Source organism: Halomonas sp. CSM-2, from assembly GCF_002119345.1.
Lineage (GTDB): Bacteria > Pseudomonadota > Gammaproteobacteria > Pseudomonadales > Halomonadaceae > Vreelandella > Vreelandella janggokensis.
On record NZ_NBYR01000006.1, the window covers coordinates 19,789 to 38,870 of the forward strand.

16 protein-coding genes are annotated in these 19,082 nt (G+C 59.3%); 3 read left to right on the forward strand and 13 right to left on the reverse strand.

What is annotated here, in order from left to right; translation table 11 throughout:
- The first annotated feature begins 64 nt into the window (after nucleotides 1–64).
- Nucleotides 65–2,071 (forward strand): bifunctional tRNA (5-methylaminomethyl-2-thiouridine)(34)-methyltransferase MnmD/FAD-dependent 5-carboxymethylaminomethyl-2-thiouridine(34) oxidoreductase MnmC, encoded by a 2,007-nt coding sequence (gene mnmC, locus B7L15_RS06165; protein WP_085918131.1) that lies wholly within the window; start codon nucleotides 65–67, stop codon nucleotides 2,069–2,071.
- Here mnmC and B7L15_RS06170 read toward each other — a convergent pair.
- The 13 genes from B7L15_RS06170 to ccmA form a co-directional block, all read right to left on the reverse strand.
- A complete protein-coding gene (locus tag B7L15_RS06170) occupies nucleotides 2,068–2,343 on the reverse strand; it encodes a YheU family protein (RefSeq protein WP_066321347.1) in 276 nt (91 codons plus the stop codon). The genes mnmC and B7L15_RS06170 overlap by 4 nt on opposite strands.
- A complete protein-coding gene (gene ligA, locus B7L15_RS06175) occupies nucleotides 2,343–4,376 on the reverse strand; it encodes an NAD-dependent DNA ligase LigA (RefSeq protein ID WP_085918132.1) in 2,034 nt (677 codons plus the stop codon). Before ligA ends, B7L15_RS06170 begins: the two co-directional genes overlap by 1 nt.
- Nucleotides 4,377–4,477: 101 nt before the next feature.
- The gene (zipA, locus tag B7L15_RS06180) at nucleotides 4,478–6,115 is read right to left on the reverse strand and encodes a cell division protein ZipA (RefSeq protein WP_085918133.1); all 1,638 of its coding nucleotides are present in this window, start codon (nucleotides 6,113–6,115) and stop codon (nucleotides 4,478–4,480) included.
- A 473-nt stretch (nucleotides 6,116–6,588) separates the two neighbouring features.
- Entirely contained in the window at nucleotides 6,589–10,080 is a 3,492-nt protein-coding gene (gene smc, locus B7L15_RS06185; RefSeq protein ID WP_085918134.1) for a chromosome segregation protein SMC, read from the reverse strand.
- Between the two features lie 18 nt (nucleotides 10,081–10,098).
- A complete protein-coding gene (gene ccmI, locus B7L15_RS06190; RefSeq protein ID WP_085918135.1) occupies nucleotides 10,099–11,340 on the reverse strand; it encodes a c-type cytochrome biogenesis protein CcmI in 1,242 nt (413 codons plus the stop codon).
- Nucleotides 11,337–11,807, reverse strand: a complete 471-nt coding sequence (locus B7L15_RS06195; protein ID WP_085918136.1) for a cytochrome c-type biogenesis protein — start codon at nucleotides 11,805–11,807, stop codon at nucleotides 11,337–11,339. The genes ccmI and B7L15_RS06195 overlap by 4 nt, the downstream gene beginning before the upstream one ends.
- Nucleotides 11,798–12,325, reverse strand: coding sequence for a DsbE family thiol:disulfide interchange protein (locus B7L15_RS06200; protein ID WP_085918137.1), 528 nt, complete (start codon nucleotides 12,323–12,325; stop codon nucleotides 11,798–11,800). The genes B7L15_RS06195 and B7L15_RS06200 overlap by 10 nt, the downstream gene beginning before the upstream one ends.
- Nucleotides 12,322–14,301 (reverse strand): heme lyase CcmF/NrfE family subunit, encoded by a 1,980-nt coding sequence (locus B7L15_RS06205; protein WP_085918138.1) that lies wholly within the window; start codon nucleotides 14,299–14,301, stop codon nucleotides 12,322–12,324. Before B7L15_RS06205 ends, B7L15_RS06200 begins: the two co-directional genes overlap by 4 nt.
- Nucleotides 14,302–14,347: 46 nt before the next feature.
- On the reverse strand, nucleotides 14,348–14,836 hold the full coding sequence (gene ccmE / locus B7L15_RS06210; RefSeq protein WP_085918139.1) for a cytochrome c maturation protein CcmE: 489 nt from the start codon (nucleotides 14,834–14,836) through the stop codon (nucleotides 14,348–14,350).
- Nucleotides 14,820–15,029 (reverse strand): heme exporter protein CcmD, encoded by a 210-nt coding sequence (gene ccmD, locus B7L15_RS06215; protein WP_309782254.1) that lies wholly within the window; start codon nucleotides 15,027–15,029, stop codon nucleotides 14,820–14,822. The genes ccmE and ccmD overlap by 17 nt, the downstream gene beginning before the upstream one ends.
- Nucleotides 15,029–15,769 carry a heme ABC transporter permease gene (locus tag B7L15_RS06220; protein ID WP_085918141.1) on the reverse strand — a complete coding sequence of 247 codons (741 nt, stop codon included), beginning with the start codon at nucleotides 15,767–15,769 and terminating at the stop codon, nucleotides 15,029–15,031. Before B7L15_RS06220 ends, ccmD begins: the two co-directional genes overlap by 1 nt.
- Nucleotides 15,770–15,782: 13 nt before the next feature.
- Nucleotides 15,783–16,514: a heme exporter protein CcmB gene (gene ccmB / locus B7L15_RS06225; RefSeq protein ID WP_254902859.1), complete on the reverse strand. Its 732-nt coding sequence runs from the start codon at nucleotides 16,512–16,514 to the stop codon at nucleotides 15,783–15,785.
- A gap of 10 nt (nucleotides 16,515–16,524) precedes the next feature.
- Entirely contained in the window at nucleotides 16,525–17,145 is a 621-nt protein-coding gene (ccmA, locus tag B7L15_RS06230) for a cytochrome c biogenesis heme-transporting ATPase CcmA (RefSeq protein WP_085918276.1), read from the reverse strand.
- A gap of 220 nt (nucleotides 17,146–17,365) precedes the next feature.
- Here ccmA and B7L15_RS06235 point away from each other — a divergent pair, with 220 nt between their 5' ends.
- Complete coding sequence (locus tag B7L15_RS06235) at nucleotides 17,366–18,328, forward strand: IS1595 family transposase (RefSeq protein ID WP_139839344.1); 963 nt, start codon at nucleotides 17,366–17,368, stop codon at nucleotides 18,326–18,328.
- A 49-nt stretch (nucleotides 18,329–18,377) separates the two neighbouring features.
- Complete coding sequence (locus B7L15_RS06240) at nucleotides 18,378–18,611, forward strand: site-specific integrase (protein WP_254902868.1); 234 nt, start codon at nucleotides 18,378–18,380, stop codon at nucleotides 18,609–18,611.
- Nucleotides 18,612–19,082: the final 471 nt, after the last annotated feature.

Here is a 19,082-nt window from a genome sequence, read left to right on the forward strand (position 1 = left end):
GAATAACGCCCCTATTCACAAATTGGTCATTTTTTAACCATCTTTCTGCAACACGGATGACTGCGTGACGCAACACCCTTACCCTTTGCCGCCTCTGGCGGCGCTGACGTCGCCGTCGCTCACCTGGAACGACGCGGCGCCGCACTCGGACGCCTTCGACGACGTTTATTTTTCCCGTGATAACGGCCGCGCTGAAACCGAGCACGTGTTTATCAACGCCAACCACCTGCCTGCTCGCTTTACCGAGTGGCAGCAGCGGCGTGCCTTTGTGATCGGCGAGACCGGCTTTGGCACCGGGCTGAATATGCTGTGTGCCTGGGCCTGCTTTGCCGCGCATGCACCGGCCCACGCCCGGCTTCACCTGTTATCCACAGAGAAGTTTCCCCTGGATCGCGCCTCGCTTATCCGCGCGTTGAGCGCATGGCCGTCGCTTGCCACTTATGCACAGGTGCTTTGCGACCAGTGGCCCGACGCGGTCAGCGGCATCCACCGTTTGCACCTGAGCGAACGCGTGACGCTGGATCTGCATTTTGGTGACACCACCGAGCGCCTGTCGCAGTTGGATGGCCAGGTCGACGCCTGGTTTCTGGATGGCTTTGCACCTTCCAAGAACCCTGAGATGTGGCAACCTGAGCTATTTGAGGCCATGGCGGCGCGCTCACGCCCCGGGGCGACATTCGCCACCTTCACCTGCGCCGGTATCGTCAAACGCGGGCTGAAAGCCGCCGGGTTTGGGTGGCAAAAAGTGCCGGGCTTTGGACGCAAGCGGGAAATGCTGGCAGGCGCGATCGCCGCGCCACCCGGCGATACGCGCCGCCGCGCCACGCCATGGTTTACGCCGCCTGCAGGCCTGGATAACCGACACGTCGCCGTGATCGGCGCGGGCATCGCCGGGGCCAGCGTCGCCGCCGCCCTTGCCAGGCGCGGGATCAAGGTCAGCGTGGTAGAGCGTGAGGCACCCGGTGCGGGCGGCTCGGGCAATCGCCAAGGAGCGCTATACGTCAAACTGGCCGCAGAGACGAACCATCAAAGCCGGTTTTATTTGGCCGGGTTGATGTATTCCCAGCGCTGGCTTGGGCAGTTAGCCACGGACACGCCTGTATGGCGGCAAAGCGGCGTGGTACAGCTGGCGTTAAGCGATAAGGAAGCCCGCCGCCAGCAGCGCTTCATGGCGTACCATGCGCTGCCTGAAGCGGTGGTGTCGGCTCATACGGAAAACCTGAGCGAGCTTGCCGGGGTACCGATCAGTGCCCGGCAGGCGCTGTTTTATCCCCAGGCAGGCTGGGTACACCCCAAGGCGCTGTGCGAGCAGCTGCTCGCCCATCCGCTTATCAGTATTATTCAGGGGGATGTGACACAACTGCAGCGAGACGGGCAGCATTGGCAGCTCGACCTGGCCAACGGCGATACCGTAAGCGCCGATCAGGTCGTGATTGCCAACGCTCAGTTGGCCAACCACTTTGCGCAAACCACACAACTGCCGCTGCAGCAGGTGCGTGGCCAGGTCAGCGAAGTGGTGCTGCCAGAAAGCGTGCAAGCGCCTCAGCGGGTGGTTTGCGCTGGCGGCTATGTCTCACCGCCTGTGGATGGCGTACTGACTTTTGGCGCCAGCTTTGTGCCCAATAACGACACCCGCCACGTCACCCATGACGACCACCAGCGCAATATTGACGAGCTGCGACAGGCATTGCCCGACTGGGTGGCGGCTATTGAGGCATCAGGCGTTGACCTCAGCCCCGAAACACTCGAGGGCCGGGCCGCCGTGCGTGCGGCAAGCCCGGACAAAAGCCCCTATGCAGGGCCGGTGCCGATAGCTGAATCCTGGCAGGAGGCGTATCAAGCATTAGGCAAGGACGCCTCGAAAGTGCCTGATACACGGGGGGAGCATTACCCGGGGCTGTGGATATCCACCGCCCACGGTTCCCGTGGGCTTGCCAGCGCGCCGCTGTGCGCCGAGGTGATTGCCTCGCGTATCAGCGACGACCCGCAGCCGTTGGAGTTGCCGCTGGTCGACCACCTCCACCCGGGGCGGCGGCTTATCAGCGCGATTATTCGGGGAACGATGGCCTAGATGTCACCTTCCTCCTCATCGTCGGCTATATCGCGGCCAAAGGAACGCCATTGGGCCAGGGTCATCACCTCGGTCATCTCTAGCTCAAGGTCGTGGGCAATGATCAGCTCATTGCGCTCAAGCTGCTTTTTAAGCTGCGCAACCCAGCCATGCATGCCCTCGCCCGTGGTATCGGTCGTGTCGTAGCCCTGACGAGTCACAAACGCCTCGAGCAGGGCATCCAGGGTTTCCTGCGGCAGCATTCTGGCGGGTACTTCAATAAATCGGCTCATTAGCTCTGCTCCCACTCTGCCAATCGGTCTATAAAGGTCGCTTCATCGATGACGTCGACACCCATCTGCTCGGCCTTGGTGAGTTTGCTGCCCGCGGCTTCGCCCGCCACCAGGCAGGCAGTTTTCTTGGAGACGCTGCCTGCCACCTTGGCACCCAGTGCCTGCAGGCGTGCCTTACCTTCGTCGCGGGTCATCGACTCAAGGGTGCCGGTGAGCACCCAGGTCTGGCCGTCAAGGGGGGTGGGGCCCTGGGTAACCTCTGCTTCTTGCCAGGTTACGCCTGCGTCTATCAGCGCCTGCAGTGTTTCCAGGTTATGCGGCTGGCGGAAAAAGGTGTGCAGGTGAGCCGCGACCACCGGCCCGACATCGTTCACCGCTTCCAGCCCTGCCTGGTCGGCGTCCTGCAGTGCCTGGAGGGTGCCGAAGTGATTCGCCAGGTTGGACGCCGTGGCTTCGCCCACTTCGCGTATGCCCAATGCGTAGATAAACCGCGCCAAGGTTGTCGACTTGGCGTTATCCAGGGCGTTGACCAGATTGCGGGATGACTTTCCCCCCATGCGTGGCAGGCCTTGCAGTTGCTCAACGGTCAGATGAAACAAATCTGCCGGGGTTTTCACCCAGTCCAGGTCAACGAGTTGCTCGATCAACTTCTCGCCCAGACCGTCGACATCCAGCGCCTTGCGGCTGGCGAAATGTTTCAGCGCTTCTTTACGCTGGGCGGCGCAGTAAAGCCCCCCGGAGCAGCGGGCAACGGCCTCATCGGCTAAACGCTCGATCTCTGAGTCGCACACCGGGCAACGCTCGGGAAAGATAATGGGCCGGGCATCCGCGGGGCGCTTGTCGGCATCCACCCGGACCACCTGTGGAATCACATCACCGGCACGACGAATCGCGACGGTATCGCCAATCATGACGCCCAAGCGAGTAATTTCATCGGCATTGTGCAACGTGGCATTGGAAACCGTCACGCCTGCCACGGTCACCGGTTCAAGCCGTGCCACCGGGGTAATGGCGCCGGTACGCCCCACCTGAAATTCCACCTCGTTGAGCGTTGTGACTTCTTCCTGGGCGGGGAACTTGAAGGCCACGGCCCAGCGCGGCGCCCGGGCGACAAAGCCAAGCTCCCGCTGGTGGCGCAGATCGTTCACCTTGATGACCACGCCATCGATATCGTAGCCCAACTGGTCGCGCTTCTCGCCGAGCTGTTCGCAGTAATCGGCGACGGCTTTGGGGCCCTTCATGGTGGTCAGCTCGGCGCTGGTACGAAAACCGAGTGTTGATAACCGCGCCATCAAGGCGCTGTGGCTGGTATCGCCCAGGTCGGGCTCAAGGCGAGCCGCCTGGTAGGCATGAAACTCCAGCGGCCGTTTAGCGGTGATGCGCGGGTCCAACTGACGCAGGCTACCCGCCGCTGCGTTACGCGGGTTGGCAAACACCTTGCTGCCCTCTTCCCGGGCGCGTTCGTTGAGCGCTTCAAACCCCGCATGGCGCATGATCACTTCGCCGCGAACTTCCAGAAGCTCGGGGACGTTTTTCCCCATCAGCTTCAAGGGCACCGAGCGTAGCGTGCGCAGGTTGGAGGTAATTCCCTCGCCGGTGCGACCATCGCCCCGAGTCGCCCCACTGACCAGCACACCCTGCTCGTAAACCAGCGACACCGCCGCACCATCCAGCTTGGGCTCGCAGCTAAACTCGATATCATCCGTCTCGCTCTCCAGGCGTTCGGCAACGCGCTCGGCAAACGCGTGGATATCCTCACGGCTAAAGGCGTTATCCAACGACAGCATGGGAATGGCGTGGGCCACTTCGGGGAAGCCATCGGCAGGCGCCGCGCCCACCCGCTGGGTAGGGGAATCCGGCGAGACAAGTTCAGGGTTATCGTCTTCAATGGCTTTTAAACGCTGAAACTTACGGTCGTAGTCCGCGTCGGATAGCGTGGGCTCATCCAACACGTAGTAGCGGTAGTTGGCGTCGTCCAGCTCGGCGCGAAGCTGGCTGACTTCTTGCCGCACATCGGGGGAAGGCTGACTCATTGAAGCGGGTTCTCGATAGCGGTGGTACGAATTAACGGTATTATAAAATAAAAAACACCCGCCCTCTGCAAGAGGACGGGTGCTGGATGACAAGCGCGCTGTTAGTGCGCCTGCATATGGCGGTGCAGGCGATGTCGGCGTTCAAACTCGTGTACGCGTTGGCGCGCAAACTCGATGGTTTGTGCCGTCATCACGCTATGGTTCTCGTCTTTCAGCTCGCCACCCATATGCCGCACAACTACCATGGCGGTTTCGACCATGGCCTCGAACGCTGCCGAGCTGTCGTGGGCGCCGGGTAGCGGCATCAGCAAGGTAATGCCGGGGGTCACAAACTCATCCATCTCTTCAATGGGGAAGGTGCCGGGCTTGACGACATTGACCATGGAGAATTGCAGTTCGCTGTCGGCACTTTCGGTTTCGAAGCGGTGGAAAACCCCCATGGCGCTGCTATAGCGGAGGCCACAGGCCATCATCAATTCCAGCAGCTTGCCACCGTCAAAGCCTTCCGGGTCGCGTGACAGCACGCTGATGACGATCATTTCTTCTGCATTGGTCAAGGTTTCCTTGGCGTGTTCACCGCAGACATCGTGACGCAATGCTTTTTCCAGTGCAGGGTGAGTCCGTACTACCCCTTCATCAGGCTCGTGCCGGGTCGCTTGTGGCTCCAGCGAGTCGTAGGCTTCTTCCTCGGCGGCATACTGGGCCATCTCGGACGCCTGGGCGAGACGTTCTTCTTCAGCGGCCTGGGCAGCCAACTCACGTTCTTTCGCCTGTTCCTGAGCGATGCGGGCTTTCTCTGCCTCGGCGGCTTCCTCGGCTGCCCGGCGCTGCTCTGCTTCAAGCGCCTTACGCTCTGCTTTCTGCTTGGCTAATGCGTCGGCGCGACGCGCCTTCTCGGCTTTTTTCTTTGCCCGGGCTTTGCGATGGTCGATCATCTTCTGTTTCAGTGAACGACCAATTTCCTCAAAGTCGACCAGACGATAGGTATCTTCTTCTTCGTCTTCATCCGGGTATTCACCGGCAATATCGTTGCGCAGATGACGACGTTTCGTCGATCCATCAGAGGAGGCGTGTTTGGCGAACGCGGCGTCCTCCGGCTCAGCCCTCAGTACCGGCCTGTCGTCATGGACGTCTTGCGTGGCCGCCGAACGTTCAACCTCGTTTTCCTCCATGGCACTTAAACGAGGCTCGCGGCTGGCAGCGGTGGCGTTTTCATCTGGCGCAGGGCTGGCGCCGTCTGAGGAGGACAACGCAGGATCGCGATGGCCTTCTTCTGGCGCTGGCGTTGGCTCAGGCATTTTCACCTCGGGGCGCTGGGCACGCGTCGTTGTCGATGCTTCGGCTGTGCGCGTGGTGGCTGGTTGCTCATCCCGGCTCTCTTTCCAGCTCTCTTTTACCCTCGAGGAGACAGATGAACTTGTCTTGGAGCTACCGCGCTTAAACTGGGAAAGTATTTTTGAGGGTCCCGGGTGTTCTTGACGTTCCAACTTGGGCTTTTGATTGAAACCGCTATAATCAGCAGGCTTTACGACACGGGCTCCGCCGTTGGGAAGCTCCCAGTTGACCTCAGCTTCTTTAGCCGCGTCATCGAACTCGGTGGATCGACTTGCCGGTGTCTCGCCGACAGACTGGTCAAGGCGAGGAACACGGCGCTGGCGCTGAAGTCGTCTCACCCCATCAATCACGATGAGGGAAACCAACGCCAGCCCTAAAATGATTAGCCACTCTCTTAATTCCATGTTGAACATTCCATGGGTCATTTTGACGGTTGCTAAGGCGCGATGCCTGAAAATTAGATCACTACTGTTAAACCTATACTTACCCCAAGCATAGCGCGATTACTACGAAAAGGGCCACTTTTTGCTAATTTTCACGTTATCGCACAGTTTTTAACGTTATTTAAGGCAAAAATTCGACTATACCGTCGGCGATAAGTGCCCCAATGCCTGTCTATTAATTAACTACCTTACGCGACAGCAACATCGTTTGCGATTGAAGCCCGTGTTAGTAATGCATGCCCAGTCCTTTAAACATCACCCTGCTGAGTACCGGAAGCTGGATGCGGTTACCACATTTTCTAACACTACTGAAGGCCAAAATCACTCATCGCCCTATAATATAGATAAGTTTAGCGCCTCAAGTCACCTTTTTTAACGCTGGGGCGTGGATCATTAACCGTTAGGGTAGTTAATAACGTTAACACTTGCGAGCATTAATCCACCAACGCTGTTGCTTCTTCAATCCCTACCGAGACCATCCGTGAGACCCCCGGCTCCTGCATGGTGACCCCCATTAATCGCTCGGCAGCCTCCATGGCAATTTTGTTGTGGGTGATATAGATGAACTGAACGTTTTCCGACATCTCTTTTACCAACTTGGCATAGCGACCAACGTTAGCATCATCCAAGGGGGCATCGACTTCATCCAGCATACAAAAAGGCGCCGGGTTTAACTGGAATATAGCGAACACGAGGGAAAGTGCCGTCAGTGCTTTTTCCCCCCCGGATAAGAGATGAATCGTGCTGTTCTTTTTACCCGGTGGACGCGCCATGATCGCCACACCGGTTTCCAATAAGTCATCACCTGTGAGCGTTAACCAGGCAGTGCCGCCGCCAAACACTCTCGGAAACAAGGTTTGCAATCCGGTATTGACCCGATCAAACGTATCTCTAAAACGAATGCGGGTTTCTTGATCAATACGTTTAATGGCGCGTTCCAGGGTTTCCAGCGCTTCGCTTAGCTCAGCGTGCTGGGCTTCCAGATAGTCACGCCGTTCGGCCTGTTGATCATATTCTTCAATCGCCGCCAGGTTGATGGCCCCCAGGCGACGAATTTTGTCGGTGGTGCTTTCCAGATGCTCCTGCCAGGCGGTTTCAGTGGCGTCGTCGGCAAGCTGTTCTGCCAATGCATCGCCATCGTGGCCCAGCTCAGTGAGCTGCTCATCCTGAGTAGCAGCTTTTAGCGCCAGCGCCTGAACGTCCATTCGCCGCTGCTGCAGCTGCTCGCGGCTTTGTTCCAGATTACGTTCATGCTGCTGACGGGTCAGTTCGTCGTTACGCAACTGCTCTGCCAGTGTCTGGGTTTGCTGGCGGGTGTCGTTTAAACGCTGCTCTTGCTGTTCGCGCTGGTGAAGCAGCTCTTCAAGCTCCTCGGCGGCAAGCTCGTCAGGTTCAAGCAGGGTCTCCCGCGATGCTTCCAACTCTTCAATGCGCAACGCCAGGCGCTCTTCGCTTTCATGGCTACGCGACTGCTGGGAACGCAGGCTATTAAGCTCGGTGTTGAGACGTTCCCGCTCAAGCGCCAGCGCCTGTTGGCGGGCTTTCAGCGGTGCATGCTGCTGATTCAACCGTTCGCGTTGTTCGCGCTGGTGATCCCGCTGCTCGGCGCTTTCGTCGCGGGCCTGGGCAGCCATTTCCAGCTGCTCCATGGCCTCATGCCAGCGGGCACGCTGTTCATCGAGAGTAAGCGCTAACTCTGCTTCATCTTCCTGCAGTTGACTCAATTCTTCGTCAAGTTCTGTGGCTCGGCTTTCCAGATGTTCCAGACGTTGAGAAAGGCGCTGCTCGGTGACCGCCAGCTGCTGGAGCGTGGCGGCGTGGGCTCGCTCTTCCTCCGCCTGTTGATCGCGGGTGTGCTCCAGCGTCTCGATGGTTTCACTGGCCGCCTCGCACTGGGCTTCAGCAAGCGCCAGCGCCTCTTCATCCTGCTCCCGGCGGGCCGCCAGCTCATCATAGCGACGCCGGGTGACCAACAGCGCGTCCACGCCGTCGCCGTTGGCCTGCTGGTGCAACCAGCCACGCCCGCGCCACACTCCCTCCCGCGTGACCACGCTTTCACCCGGGGCAAGTGTGGCTAATAGCGCATCCGCCTCGGCGCTGCTCTCGGCATAGTGAATACTTGCCAACCATTCACCCAGCGCGCCCGCTCCACTCACCAGCGCGTCCAGGCGTTGTCCACCGTGCAAGGCAGGCGACGCCCGGTCAATCAAACACCAGTCGGTGGCCAGCGCGTCGGGCAGGGCCTGCAACTGATCAACGGCAACCAGACGGGCATTGAGCCAGGGCGCCAGCAGCCAGGAAATCACCCGTTCCCAGCCGGGTTCGACACTGATGGCCTCTCCCAACCGTGGCGCCTCGGCAAGCCCGTGGGCGGCTAACTCCTCGGTGATGTGCGGGTCGTGATCGGCAAGCGCGGCATCAATCAGCGCCTCCAGCGAGGCAAGTTCGCCCTGTCGCTGACTCAACTCGGCGCGCTGCTGATCGCGGGCCTGGGTCGCCTGCTGGTAAGCCGCCTTGGCTTCGCTGTAGCGCTGCTGCCATTGGTCGCGCTCGGTTTGGAATGCCTCAGCGCGCTGTTCGGCCTCTTCCTTGCGGGCCTGGCATTCAGCGTGCTCGCTGCGTAATTCGGTGACATCGGCAAGCTCGCCCCGCTGCTGACGGCGGCGCTGGCGTTCGGCCTGCAGGCGGGCAATGCGCTGTTCAAGGTCACGTAACTGATCCTGGCGGCGCTCGGCCTCGCGGCTGGCATCCCGCCAGTGGCTTTCGGCATCCGCCCACTGCTGCTCGGCGGCCTCCAGAGAGGGGCTGGCATCGGCCAGGGCCTGTTCCAGCGTTTCCAGCTGTTCGTCGAGTGCTTCGTGCTCGGGCAGCAATTCTTCCAACCGCGCTTCAATGGCGGCCAGGCGTTCCTGATCGCCTTCGCTGACCTGGCGCTGCTCGTCGAGGTCTCGCCGCGCCGTCTCGATGTCGCTTGCCAGTTGCGCTTCCCGGCTGCGCCGGTGGGCCTGGTCCTGCTCCAGACGGGCGATGCGGGTGGTGGTCTCAAAGAACTGCTGCTGATGGCGCTCGAGGACTTCGGCCAGCTCATCGTGTTGCTCACGGGCCTGCTCCAGGCGGGTTTCGCACTGGCGAACGCCGAATACGTCTTTCTCGACGGCGATTTCCAGCTCGCGCACACGGCTTTCCTGCTGGGCCTGTTCCGCCCGCAGAGCACGCCCGCGCAGCACGGCAAGTTCGCCTTTTAGCTGGAATTCCTGCTGCTTCAATGCCTGGTAACGCTTGGCGGCCTCGGCCTGACGCTTGAGGCGTTCAAGCTGCTTATCCAGTTCTTCGCGGATGTCGTCCAGGCGCTCCAGGTTTTCCTGGGTACGCCGCATGCGGTTTTCGGTTTCCCGGCGGCGCTCTTTGTATTTGGAGATCCCCGCCGCCTCTTCCAGGGTGGCACGCAGGTCATCCGGGCGAGCTTCGATCAGCCGCGATATCATCCCCTGGCCAATAATGGCGTAGGAACGCGGGCCCAGCCCGGTCCCCATGAACAGGTCGGCGATATCCCGGCGGCGGCATTTCTGGCCATTGAAAAAATAGTTGGACTGACCGTCGCGGGTCACCAGCCGCTTCACCGCAATTTCAGCGTACTGGGCATAGACCCCACCCATGGCGCCATCCCGGTTATCGAACTTCAGTTCAATGGAGGCCTGCCCCACCGGTTTACGGCCCGTCGAGCCGTTGAAGATGACGTCGGCCATGGACTCACCGCGCAACGTCTTGGCGGAAGACTCGCCCATCACCCAGCGCACGGCGTCGATAATATTCGATTTACCGCAACCATTGGGCCCGACGACAGCCGTCATATTTCCGTCGAAAGGCACCGTGACCGGGTCGACAAAGGATTTGAAACCGACGAGACGTATTGACGTTAAACGCATGGAGAGTTCACGTTGAGATTATTCAAAAACACGATCAATGGTCACCCTGGTAGTCTCTCGTGCGTTAATCGGGCCAACGTCGACCCGGTCGACAGAGCCCCATAAATCCCCCGCCTGAGGAGTAGCCTGGCCGCTTGGCGAAACACGCACCATCAGACGAACTTCACGCGCTTGCGATATCTGCGCGTCAGCCGTCATGGCCGCGCGGTCGTCCAGCACGACGGTCATTGGCAGTTCTGACACCAGGCCCTGAACCACCGCCAGTGGCGGCTGTTCGCCGCCTACATCGCGCGCAACGATAAAGACTTTATCATCACCGTCAACCTGACTTGCCAGATCGGGATCGAGCGACACGCTGACCCGCACCCCCGGGCCGTCTGCCTGCGTGACTTGACGGCCTTCTTCTCCCAGGCGCGATTGCGCCACCTGAATTCCCTCGCGCAGCGACGCGGCGATATCGGGATTCTCAACATTGGCCACGGCGCGCCGCCAGCGGTCGATTGCCTGCGCATAATCGCCAGCGTCGAAGGCGTGAATGCCGAGTATACCCAAGGCAGTGGGCTGACGGGGATCTTCCGCCAGCACTTCGTCCACAAGCCCCTGCACCTCGTCGGTGAGTTCTCGCCCGGCCATGAAAAAGCGCAGCTGCGCGAGCTGGGCTAACAGCGGTGGCAAGCGCCCTTCGAGGGCGATCAAGCGCTCAAGCGCTGTCACGGCGTTATCCGCTTGGCCGGTTTCCCGATAAAGCGGGAACAGTGTGCTCCACAGGTTGGGGTTGGACGGCTGCCGGGACGTCTGGGCTTCAAGCCTTTCGATATACATCTCCTGCGAGCCCTCCGGATGTTCGCGAACCTCCTGGCCAATGGCCCACAGCACAAGATCGTCTTCAGCGCCCTGCTGCTGGTACCACACCACGCTGCCCGCCCCCAGCGCGAGCATCACCAGTGGAACGATCCAACGCCCCGATACATAAGGCTTGAGCGGCCGACGCTGCAAGGTGGCGGTATCGTCCAGCAGACTGCGTTCCAGTTCAAGACGTTCTTCCGCCAATTGCGCTGCGTCGACTTTGCCGTCGGCGTGGGCGTTTTCAAGCGCCGCGAGACGCCGCCGAAAGATGGCGACATTTTGTTCAGCGGCGCTGTCATGCTGCTCAAAGGCCATTTGCTCGTCGCGCCACCGGCGCGCCGTGCGCAACGGCAACACCAACAGCCAGAGCGCGGGCAGCAATACGCAGGCAAGAGCGGTCCAAAGCAGGGTCACGACGACTCCTTACGCTCGATAAGGGCATCCAGTCGCGCCTGTTCGTCAGGGCTAAGGGCCTTCGCCGAGGCGTGGCGACGAGACCTGACGATCCATGCCACCACAACGCCTACCACTACCAGCAGCCCGACCGGCAAGCCCCACAGCAAGTAGGTACGCTGTTCCAAACGCGGGTTATAGAGAATGTAGTCTCCAAACCGCTGCACCATGTGCTGGATGATTTCCGTATCCGATTTGCCCTCGTCAAGCAACTGATACACCCGTTCCCGCATGTCCGCCGAAATGGGCGCATCGGAATCATCGATTGCCTGGTTTTCACACAGTGGGCAGCGCATCGAAGCCGTTAGGTCGCGATAGCGCTGCTCCGTTACCGGGTCGTCAAAGTCGCGCAGCTCGATACCGGCCGACCACGCCGGTAGCGCGCATAGCATCAGCACCACCAGGCCTAAGCCGCGAATCAGCGCCATTTCTCCACCTCCGGCATAAGACGGTTGCGAACATCCTCGGGAGATACATAGCCTTTATGGTGATAGCGAATGACACCTTGCGCATCGACCACAAAGGTTTCCGGCGCGCCAATGACGCCAAGCTCAAAGCCGAGTTCACCTTCAGGATCAAAAATGTTGGCCGCAAAAGGATCACCAAACTCGTCCAGAAACGCCAGGCCATTCTCACGGGTATCCCGGTAGTTAACCCCCACCAGTCGGATGCCCCGATCAGCCAGGTCAAGCAACTGGGGCATTTCCTGGCGACAGGCGGCACACCACTCTCCCCACACATTGACCAGTGTCAGTTGGCCATGGAGCAACGATTGATCGACCCGCTGCTGCTCATCTTCCAGCGTCGTGGCCTCAAAGGCGGGGAAATCGCGGGCCATCAGCGCCGAGTCACGATCGGCGGGGTCCTGGGACAAGCGCTCAAAGAAAAACAGCGCGAGACCTAAAAACGCAACGGGTAACAGAAACAAAAGCCAGCGTCGTTTCATGCCTGCCTCTCCTGGACCAATCTTGCCGGGCGCGTCTTACGATAGCGCTTGTCGAACACCGCCAGCACACCGCCCAGCGCCATCAGCAAACCGCCGAGCCATAGCCAGCGCACAAAGGGTTTGTACTGGATACGCATCGCCCAACTGCCGTCGTCCAGCTCTTCGCCCATGGCCACGTAAAGATCACGAAAGAGGCCCGGGCTAAGCGCCACCTGGGTCATGGGCATGCCCGTCGCCAGATACAGCCGCTTTTCTGGCTGCATCTCGAAACGGCGGCGACTGTCACCGCGCTGTACCTCAATAACAGCGGTATCGGCCAGAAAGTTGGCACCGCGCCGGTCAAAAAGCTCGGTCATGGTAAAGTGATAGCCTGCCACCTCGACGCTGGTATCCGGCGACATGCGCACGTTGCGCTCCACCGCATAATGGCTGACCACCGTGGCACCGACAATCGTCACCGCCACCCCCAGATGGCCCAGCACCATTCCCCAATAAGCTAACGACAGGCTGCGCAGCCCTTTCCATATCGAGTGCCGATGACGCACTTTGTCGAACAGGTCACGGCTCAATGACAGCCCTATCCACAGCGCCGTCGACAACCCCAAGGTCACCCAGAGGTTCCATTCGCCGCGATACACCAGCGGCACCAGTGCCCCCAGACCCAGCGCGACCAACCCGGCCAGCCACAATCTGCGCACCAGTTTGCCAGGCGACGTCGATTTCCAGTGCGCCATCGGCCCCAGGCCCATGAACAGGCAGGCGATCACGGTCAGCGGTACAAACAGTGCATTGAAATAAGGCGGCCCCACGCTGATCTTACCCAGCCCCAGCGAATCCAGGATCAACGGGTACAGGGTGCCCAGCAGCACCGTCATCGTCGCGGTCACCAGCAACCCGTTATTGATCAGCAGCAGGGCATCCCGGGACAACCAGTTAAAACCCACCGTATGGCTGACGCGCGGTGCTCGCAGCGCAAACACGACCAGGGAAAGCGTGACGGTGATAGCCAGCAGCACCAGGATAAACAGTCCCCTTGATGGGTCGTTGGCAAAGGCGTGTACCGAGGTCAGCACGCCGGAGCGGACCAGGAAGGTGCCCATCAGCGAAAGCGAAAAGGTGGCAATCGCCAGCAAGACCGTCCAGCTCTTGAAGGAGCCGCGTTTTTCGGTGACCGCCAGCGAGTGAATCAGGGCCGTACCGGTGAGCCATGGCAGCAGCGAGGCGTTTTCCACCGGGTCCCAGAACCACCAGCCGCCCCAGCCCAGTTCGTAATAGGCCCACCAACTACCCAGCGCAATCCCGACCGTCAGAAACGCCCAGGCGGCGTTGGTCCAGGGCCTTGCCCAGCGGGTCCAGGCGGCATCCAGCCGCCCTCCCAACAAGGCGGCAATGGCAAAGGCGAACACCACCGAAAACCCGACATAGCCCATATACAGCATGGGTGGGTGAATGATCAGCCCGATATCCTGCAGCAAGGGGTTAAGGTCTGCGCCATCGGCGGGGATGTCAGGCAGATGCCGCTCGAAGGGATTGGAGGTCAACAGGATAAACAACAGGAAACCGGCGCTGATCAGCCCCAGGACACCGAGCACACGGGCAAGCATGTCGCGGGGCAGGCGCCGCGACCACCAGCCGGCAACGCATCCCCAGCCCGCCAGCATCAGGCTCCACAGCAGCACAGAGCCTTCATGGTTGCCCCATACGGCGCTGAGCTTGTAATACCAGGGCAACAGCGAATTGGAGTTGTTGGCGACATTCACCACGCTGAAGTCGTCCATGGCGTAACTGGCCGTCAAGCAAACGTAGGCCAGCAGCACAAACAGGAACTGGCCGGTGGCCATGGGCTGCCCGTAGGCCATCCACAAGGGACGCCGCGTTGCGGCCCCGGCCAATGGCAGTACTGACTGCACAACCGCCATCAGTAGGGCAACGATCAAGGCGAAATGACCTATTTCGGGCAATATTCGGGTCAGCATGGGGACTCCGGCTGAACACGACGATCGATGGCGAGGTAGCGGGGCATCACGTATCGTCCTCGCGCGGCTGCCTCACCTCGGCGGCCCTGGCCTGAAAATCGGCGGGCGAGTAACCGGCCTCTTCCAGGGCCTGTGCGACCTCGGGCGGCATATAGTTCTCGTCGTGCCGGGCTAAGACGTCATCGGCACGAAAACGGCCATCCTCCTGCAGCTCCCCCACCACGACCACGCCCTGCCCTTCACGAAACAGGTCGGGCAGGATGCCCTGGTAATCAACGTGCAGATCACCCACGTAATCGGTAACGGTAAATTCGACATTCAAACTATCGGCATCGCGGGATACCGAGCCGACTTTCACCATGCCCCCCGCACGGATGGAACGCGACACGGGGGCCTCGCCCTGGGCAATCTGTACGGGGCTAAAAAACAGATTGATGTTGGCCCGCAGCGCATACAGAGTCAGGCCCACGGCCACTGCGGCCAGGCTGACCAGCGTGACAATCACATAAAGCTTGCGCTTACGCTTTGGGGTCATCGTCATGCCCTCTTTGCTGCGGGGGTGAGGCTTGGCGGCGCGCTACCCGCTTGAGATGTTTGAGCAATTGTCGACGTTCCAGCCGGGCATGGAGCGTAAGGCCCAGCATAAACAAGGCCGTAATACCCCAGGCAGACCACACGTAGACACCGTGCTCACCCATGGATACCCATTCAGCCAACGAGGCCACCATCAGTTAACCTCCTCAAGCAACGCTCTCACCCATCGGGTATTGGCTTCGCGACGGAGTATTTCGCTGCGCGTACGGGTAAGCGTAAGGGCGATAAAAAAGCCGTAAAAGCCCACCACCATCATCAGCAGCGGCAGCCACATTTCCATCGGCATTGCGGGGCGGGAGGTCAGGGTAAATGAGGCGGGCTGGTGCAAGGTGTACCACCAGTCCACCGAGTATTTGATGATGGGAATATTGATCACGCCAACCATTGCCAGCACCGATGCCGCCCGCGCACCGCTATCCCGACGACTAAAGGCACCGCGCAGTGCTATCACCCCTATATATAAAAACAGAAGAATGAGCATGGACGTCAATCGGGCGTCCCATATCCACCATGTTCCCCAGGTTGGCACGCCCCACACCGCGCCGGAAAACAGCGCGACAAAGGTCATGGCCGCCCCCAATGGGGCCATGGCAGTCGCCGCCATATCGGCAATCTTGATTTTCCAGACCATGAAAACAAGCCCGGAAACGGCCATGGCGACAAACACCGACTGGGCCAAAAAAGCGGCGGGCACATGGACATAAATGATGCGGAAGCTGTTGCCCTGCTGGTAGTCGGCTGGGGCAAAGACGAGCCCCCATACGCTGCCGACCAGCAGCAACGCGGCGGCCACGCCCCAGCACCAGGGCTGCAGCGCTGCACTCCGGTAATAAAACCACTTTGGCGACCCCAGCTTATGTATCAAGCCCCACATACAGTGCTCATCCCTACCCGTTAATACTGATACGCAGCGACGCGGCGATGGCCCAGGGAGCAAATATCAGCGCTGCCGCCAGCAAGGCGCCAAGCATCGCCAGGTGAGGCAATGCGGTATCGCCCTGGATTGCCGCCTGAACCGCCCCGGTGCCAAAAATCAGCACCGGAATATACAGCGGCAGTACCAGTAGCGAGAGTAGCACGCCACCCCGGGGCAAACCGACGGTTAATGCCGCGCCAATGCCGCCGATGAGGCTCAAGCTGGCGCTGCCCAGCGCTAACGATGCCATCAGCACGCCGGCACTCTGGAAAGGCAGTGCCAGCATGATACCCAGCAGCGGCGCCATGAGCGCCAGCGGCAAACCGGTAACTAGCCAATGGGCTGCCACTTTGGCGACACTCAGCGCCGCAAGCGGCTGAGGGGAAAGCATCATCTGCTCCAGGCTGCCGTCATCGAAATCACTGCGAAAAAGTCCATCCAGCGACAACAGTGTGGCGAGCAGCGCCGTGACCCATAAAAGCCCCGGCGCCATGACAGCCAGCAGCTCTGCCTCGGGTGAAATACCGATGGGAAATAAGCTAACCGCCAAGGCATAGAAGACCAACGGGTTCAGCACGTCACCGCGCCGACGGCGAACGCGATTAAGATCACGCACCAGGGTAGCGCCAAAGGCGACGCCCAGGCGCCTGGATGTCGGCTCGGCCAGGACCGCAACGCGCTGTGTGGTTTCTGAAGGCGGCAACTCTGGCTCCTTAGCCCAACGCAACATGACGCAGTGGATGGTCAATCTCGAGTACGTGATGGGTCGTCATCACCACGGCCCCACCAGCCCTGGCATGGGCGACCAGCTGCGCCTCCAGCGCCTCGACGCTCGCCTGATCGATGGCCGTAAAGGGCTCATCCAGTATCCATAGCACACGCGGAGTGAGATTCAGCCTTGCCAGCGCCACGCGGCGTTGCTGGCCTGCTGACAAATGCCCCACCGGAACATCTTCAAAGCCTTCAAGCCCCATGGTCGCAAGGGCTGCTTCGCGCTGTACCTCGTCGCTACATTCATCGTGCAACGCCTGGTACCAGGCCAGGTTTTCCAGCGGCGTCAGGCCCGCGCTCACGCCCGGCGAATGCCCCAGGTAAAGCATGTTGGCGGCAAAATGTTCACGCCCCTGACCAAGCGGCCTGCCCTGCCAGTGGAGCGACCCGCAATAGTCATTGAATTGCCCCGCCAGCACTTTTAACAGCGTGGTCTTGCCACTGCCATTGGGGCCGGCCACATGCCATATATCGCCGCGATTGACGTCGATATCCAGCCCCTCAAAGAGCCAGCGGCCATCGCGCTCACAACCCAATTGACGGCCTTGCAAACTCAGCGACACATGCCACCCCACGCAATCAAATACTGGCTTGAACTCTACACTCAAAGCCATTTCCCCGCTAGTCGCGCCGGTCTTCGACGCTCGCATAGGTCGGTTTGCCAAACCACTGGATAATTATTTCTGGCACTGTATGCAAAAGGCTATGTTGGTATCTGCTGTTGGCGTGCTTCAAAAATACTGTATAAACTACTGTATATGCAGTTTGCCTCTGGAGCACACCATGAAGCAAGCAGACCTCATAGCCCTTGAGCAGACCCTGGCTTCTCTCCCTGTTGATCTCAAAAAATACCTTGCAGATCAGCTACTTGGTCAAATAAGCTCCCAAGCGGACACCCTGCTCGAAACCGTCAGACCTCACCTTCCATGCCCGCACTGTGGCAGTGAACACCCTGCCAAGTGGGGACGCAGCGGTGGCCTACAGCGATATCGGTGCCGGAATCCCGATTGTCACAAGACGTTCAACGCCCTGACAGGCACGCCTCTGGCCAAACTGCAGCACCGCGACAAATGGTTCGACTACCTACGTTGCATGCGAGACAGCCTGACGTTACGCGTCTCGGCGGCCCGAGTAGGCATCGATTTGAAAACGGCTTTCCACTGGCGACATCGCTTCCTGAAAAGGAGTGCTCAAGACAACGCCAACCCACTATCCGGCATCATCGAGGTAGACGAAACCGTCTTCCTAGAGTCCTGCAAAGGGAAGCGCAAGATCACTCACCGCAGACCTCGAAAGCGCGGCGGGCAAGGCAGTATGAAGAAAAAAGAACAAAAGATTCAAGTGCTTATTGCGAGAGACCGAAACGGAAAGATCAGTGATTTGGTGGAACCGGCGCTCCAGAAATCCACTGTTCATGAATTCCTTTTACCGATCATCGACCGTGACTCGATTTTATGTTCGGACGGGCACAGCTGGTATAGGACTTTCTCTGCCGACCACGGCATTGCTCATCATCGACTGATCACACTCGATAATCAGCGAGTGCTCGGCAAGGAATACCACATTCAGAACGTCAATAGCTATATGAGCCGATTGAAGGGCTGGATGGCGCGCTTTCATGGGGTGGGGACCGCGTACTTACCCAATTACCTGGCATGGCGGCGGCTGTTTGAAACCGCGAAGCCAGCAGAGGAGGCGTGGTTTCGCGCAGCGATAGGCGCAGACCAACAACAGATACCAACATAGCCATGTAAAAACAGCAACCAAAGCTGCATGGGTGCAACCTGTGAAACTGATGGAGAGGGTGAAGGCTGCCCTCAGAGTCAAACGCTACAGCCTTCGTACTGAGAAAACCTATTGCTACTGGATTCGCTTTTTCATTCGTTTCCACAGAATGCGTCACCCTGCCTCTATGGCGGGCAATGAAGTGCGGCAATTTTTGGAATACCTAGCGATTGAAAGGCGTGTTGCTGCGGCATACAAAACCAGGCACTCAATGCCATCGCATTTCTTTATCGCCACTTTATAGATCAACCGCTGGATGAATTTGTCGCATTAGGCCGAGATTTTCACTTTTTACCAGGTCGCGCTATCGCTATGCGACTTACATCATTCAAGCAAAGTGGGCCTGGAAAACCCGCTTCTACGTACGGCACAATCATCTGCGACCATGCCTCTTCTTTTTTCCAGTGACTCCAAGATACTAGCCTCGGGTAGGCAGAATCTGCAAGGAATAGAACTGCAACAGATCGACCTTTAGTTGTTAAAGGCTGAAGGGGATGACATTTCATAAGAGAAAAATCAAACTCTTCATGGTTTGGCTCGCGCAAATCGAACATCGACACGCATTCTCTTTTCCGAAAGAACCCGTTACTCCCAAAACCAAATGTCTTTTCCCCACCCCCAGCTGCATTAACAACTTTGGTCTTTAGTATTTTATGAAGATTGGATAGTAGAGTCACATGAAATATACAGCCTAGCAGTTTCGACTCCACGAACG